The 3694-nt window shown below is 64.2% G+C and carries 4 protein-coding genes; all 4 read left to right on the top strand.

Annotation, left to right across the window (positions count from 1 at the left end):
• On the top strand, positions 1 to 319 hold a 319-nt coding region (locus J0I79_RS34335), incomplete at its 5' end, for a hypothetical protein (RefSeq protein ID WP_292870406.1).
• Between the two features lie 46 nt (positions 320 to 365).
• Complete coding sequence (locus J0I79_RS34330) at positions 366 to 1040, top strand: response regulator transcription factor (protein ID WP_292870403.1); 675 nt, start codon at positions 366 to 368, stop codon at positions 1038 to 1040.
• A complete protein-coding gene (locus J0I79_RS34325; protein WP_292870400.1) occupies positions 1037 to 2470 on the top strand; it encodes a HAMP domain-containing sensor histidine kinase in 1434 nt (477 codons plus the stop codon). Before J0I79_RS34330 ends, J0I79_RS34325 begins: the two co-directional genes overlap by 4 nt.
• Before the next feature lie 94 nt (positions 2471 to 2564).
• Positions 2565 to 3593, top strand: coding sequence for a glycosyltransferase family 2 protein (locus J0I79_RS34320; protein WP_292870397.1), 1029 nt, complete (start codon positions 2565 to 2567; stop codon positions 3591 to 3593).
• The last annotated feature ends 101 nt before the right edge of the window (positions 3594 to 3694 follow it).

Genomic DNA, 3694 nt, shown 5'->3' with positions numbered 1-3694 from the left:
GGGCTGTGCGTCCGACATCATGAAGAACTATGTTGGCCAGCCGGTCGAATCGGTGGTTCTGGACTATGGTCCGCCAACGGCGATCGTCGATCTCGGCCAGGGCGAGCGCGCCTATCAGTGGCGCAAGATATCCACCAACGCCGTTGCGGGCACATCGACGGGCGAAGTTCGCCATACAAAAAACGGAACCGTCTATGAAGAGACCGAGACCCCGGGCTATGTCGAACGGCAGGAGTGCTTCTATACGTTCTTTGCCCGTGCTTCCGGCGGCCGCTGGTTCATCACCAATTTCCGCAAGCCGAAGCTCGAATGCGAATGAATTGCCGGGGCCGGAAGCCACCTTCCGCCCGTGAAGGAGAACGCCCATGCGCGTCCTGCTGATCGAAGACGAACCGGAAATGGCCTCCGTGCTGAAGGCCGCGCTGGAGCGCGTGGATATCATCGTCGACCACGCCGCGACCCTGGCCGACGCCGAGGCTGTTGCGCGCCTCGGCCATCATGACGCAGTGGTTCTGGACCGCCGGCTGCCGGATGGCGACGGCCTCAGCCTGATCCCGCGCCTGCGCGCCCTGCATCTCGATGTCCCTGTCATCGCGCTGACGGCGATGAGCGGGCTGGACGACCGGGTCGCCGGGCTCGATGCCGGCGCCGACGATTACATGGTCAAGCCTTTCGCCACCGTTGAACTGGTCGCGCGACTCCACGCCTTGCACCGGCGCTCCTTCACCTCACGCGCCAACCAGACGATGGTCGGCCGCCTCACCTATGATTTCCGTTATCGCGAGGCACTGATCGAGGATCAGGCGCTGGACCTGCCCCGGCGAGAACGCCTGGTGCTTGAAACCCTCATCCGGCGGCCGGGGCGAACCATCATGCGCAGCACGCTCGAGGAAGCCGTCTACGCGCTGGACGACGAGATCGGTTCCAACGCGCTCGACGCGCACATTTCACGGCTGCGCCGCAAGCTCGACGATGTCGCCGCCGGCATCGAGATCCGGGCGATCCGCAACCTCGGCTATCTCCTGCCGGCCGCCTCGTGACGAAGAAGGTCCGGACGCGCTCGCTGCAATGGGTGCTGGTGCGGCGGCTGATCCTGTTGCAGGCAGCGATGCTTCTCGTCTTCATCGTGCTGTGCGTGGCGGCATTGTGGATCGCCAATCCGCGGCTGCTCATAGACAACGAGGCCGCGGCCGCGACCGTCAAGGACGCAGTCGACCGCGACAAGGACGGCAAGCTGATCGTCCATGAGACGCAGGAACTTGCCGAGTTTCGCGATAGCTTCCCCAACGTCTGGTACATCGTACGCGACAGCGGCGGACAGAGCGTCCGTTCCGGCGTCATACCTGATGTCTACACCAAGGGTTTCGGCGACCTGCTCGGCGAGGCGGACCACGCCACCATCGGGTTTTCCGATAAGGACATGCGGCCCGAGGCCTATATCGAAAAGGCCTCCACCAGGGCCGGCACGGTACAGATCATCGCCGCGACACAGTCGTCGCGCCAGGAGACCGACGGACTCGAGATCAACATCTCGGCTACCGTCGAGGTGGCCAGGAATCCGGACGGCAGCAAGAACTGGGAGCGCGCCCTGCCGGCGCTCGCCGTCATCATCGCGATCCTGCTCCTGCCCATCATCCTGGTCATGGGCACCACCACTCTGGTGACGACCCCGGCCGTGGTGCGCCGTTCGCTTGCCGGCCTCGTCGACACGGTGCGCCAGGCGGCGCGCATCGACATCGGCACCCGCGCCATGCAGTTGCCGGTCAAGCAGGTGCCGCAGGAGATCGCGCCGCTGGTCAATGCCTTCAACGAGGCGCTGGCCCGCCTGGCGCAAGGCTACGACCGCCACAACCGCTTCCTCACCGATGCCGCGCATGAGCTGCGTACACCCATCGCCATCCTGCGCACGCGCGCCGAACTCCTGAAGCCGGAGCCGCAGAGCGCCCGGCTGCTGCATGACATCGAGCGGCTGTCGCACCTTGCCCAGCAGTTGCTCGACCATCAGTTGCTCGACCGTCCGGCGGACCAGCGCCAGAGCGTCGATCTCGACGACCTCGTCAGCCGGGTCGCGGCGGACTTCGCGCCGCTGGCCATCGAGGCCGGCTACGACCTTGCCTTCGAGCCCTCGCGGCAAAAGGCGTATGTCGAGGTCAACGTGCTGCAAATCGAACGAGCCATCGCAAATCTCGTTCGCAACGCGATCGAACATGGCGGCGGCAGCGGCACGATCACCATCGCGATCGACACGGCGGGCGGCATCGAGGTGCGCGACGAAGGTCCGGGCATTCCCGCCGAAGAACACGAGAACGTCTTTCAGCCCTTCTATCGGCTGCAGCCGCTGTCGCGCGGGGCGGGACTGGGGCTCAATCTTGCCCGGCAGATCGCGCTGCTGCATGACGGGACGATCCGGATCCTGGCCGGTTCGTGGCGCGGCGCCCGCATCCGCATGGAACTGCCGATCCGCTCATAGCCCTTACCGGTAACCGCCGGCCGGTCCCGACTGCTTATCTGTTTTCTAACCAATTGCCGCTATTGCCATTGTCTGAGCGGGAGCCAGGCTGTTGATGGAAGCGGAAAAAATCGGCGCGCGCCGTGCGGTCATGCTGTCTGTCGTCGTGCCATGCTACAATGAGCGCGATGGGGTGGCCGAGCTTCATCGCCGCGTCACCGCCGCATGCCTCGAGCAAAGCCTCTCCTATGAAATCGTTCTGGTCATAGACGGGGCGACCGACGGCACCCGCGAGGCCATCTTCGAACTGGCCGAAAATGACGATCACGTCGTCGCCATAGACCTCGCCCGCAATTACGGGCACCAGATCGCCCTGACCGCCGGACTGGAATTCTGCCGTGGCCAGCGCATCCTCATTCTCGACGCCGACCTTCAGGATCCACCCGAACTGCTCGGCCCGATGATGGCGAAGATGAACGAAGGCTTCGACGTCGTTTACGGACAGCGGGTGACGCGCGACGGCGAAAGCTGGTTCAAGCTCACCTCCGCCTCGATGTTCTATCGCCTGCTGCGCCGCATGGTCGATGTCGAGATCGCTCCGAACACCGGCGACTTCAGGCTGATGAGCCGCCGCGCGCTCGATCACCTCAACGCCATGCCCGAACGCTACCGGTTCATTCGCGGCATGGTGAGCTGGATCGGGCTGAAACAGGTCGCCTTCCCCTATGAAAGGCACCGGCGTTTTGCCGGCACCACCCACTATCCGCTGAAGAAGATGGTTCTCCTGGCGGTGGATGCGATGACCAGCTTTTCCATCATGCCGCTGCGCTTCGCCTCGCTGCTGGGGATGATGTTCGGCCTGCTCGGGTTGCTGGTGCTTGGCTATACGCTGTTCGAATGGTCTGTCGGCAACGTGCTGCCAGGCTGGACCAGCCTTGCCGCGATCATGCTCATCCTGGGCAGCGTCCAGCTTCTGGTGCTCGGCATCTTCGGCGAATATCTCGGTCGCATGTATATGGAAACCAAGCGCCGGCCGCTCTATTTCGTCAACGAGATCGTATCCCGAAGCCAGGCCGCCGCCGAAGGCCAGGATCTGCCTGTCCACCGCCTCCAGGAGATGGTGAAACGCGCGGCGCGTGGTTGAGGCAAGGTCCGACCGTGCGCAACACAAACGCCCTGAGCAGTGTCCGGTCGCTGCTTCCGCCTGACTTTTCGCGGATGCTGCGGTTTGGCGCCGTCGGGCTG

This window comes from Mesorhizobium sp. (genome assembly GCF_017306585.1).
Classification (GTDB): Bacteria; Pseudomonadota; Alphaproteobacteria; order Rhizobiales; family Rhizobiaceae; genus Mesorhizobium.
Note: the sequence above shows the minus strand (reverse complement) of the source record. Positions and strands in the feature narration are given on the sequence as shown.

Coding starts and splice junctions, on each gene's coding strand:
- J0I79_RS34330 (WP_292870403.1), top strand. CDS start 366: ATGCGCGTCCTGCTGATCGAAGACGAACCGGAAATGGCCTCCGTGCTG.
- J0I79_RS34320 (WP_292870397.1), top strand. CDS start 2,565: ATGGAAGCGGAAAAAATCGGCGCGCGCCGTGCGGTCATGCTGTCTGTC.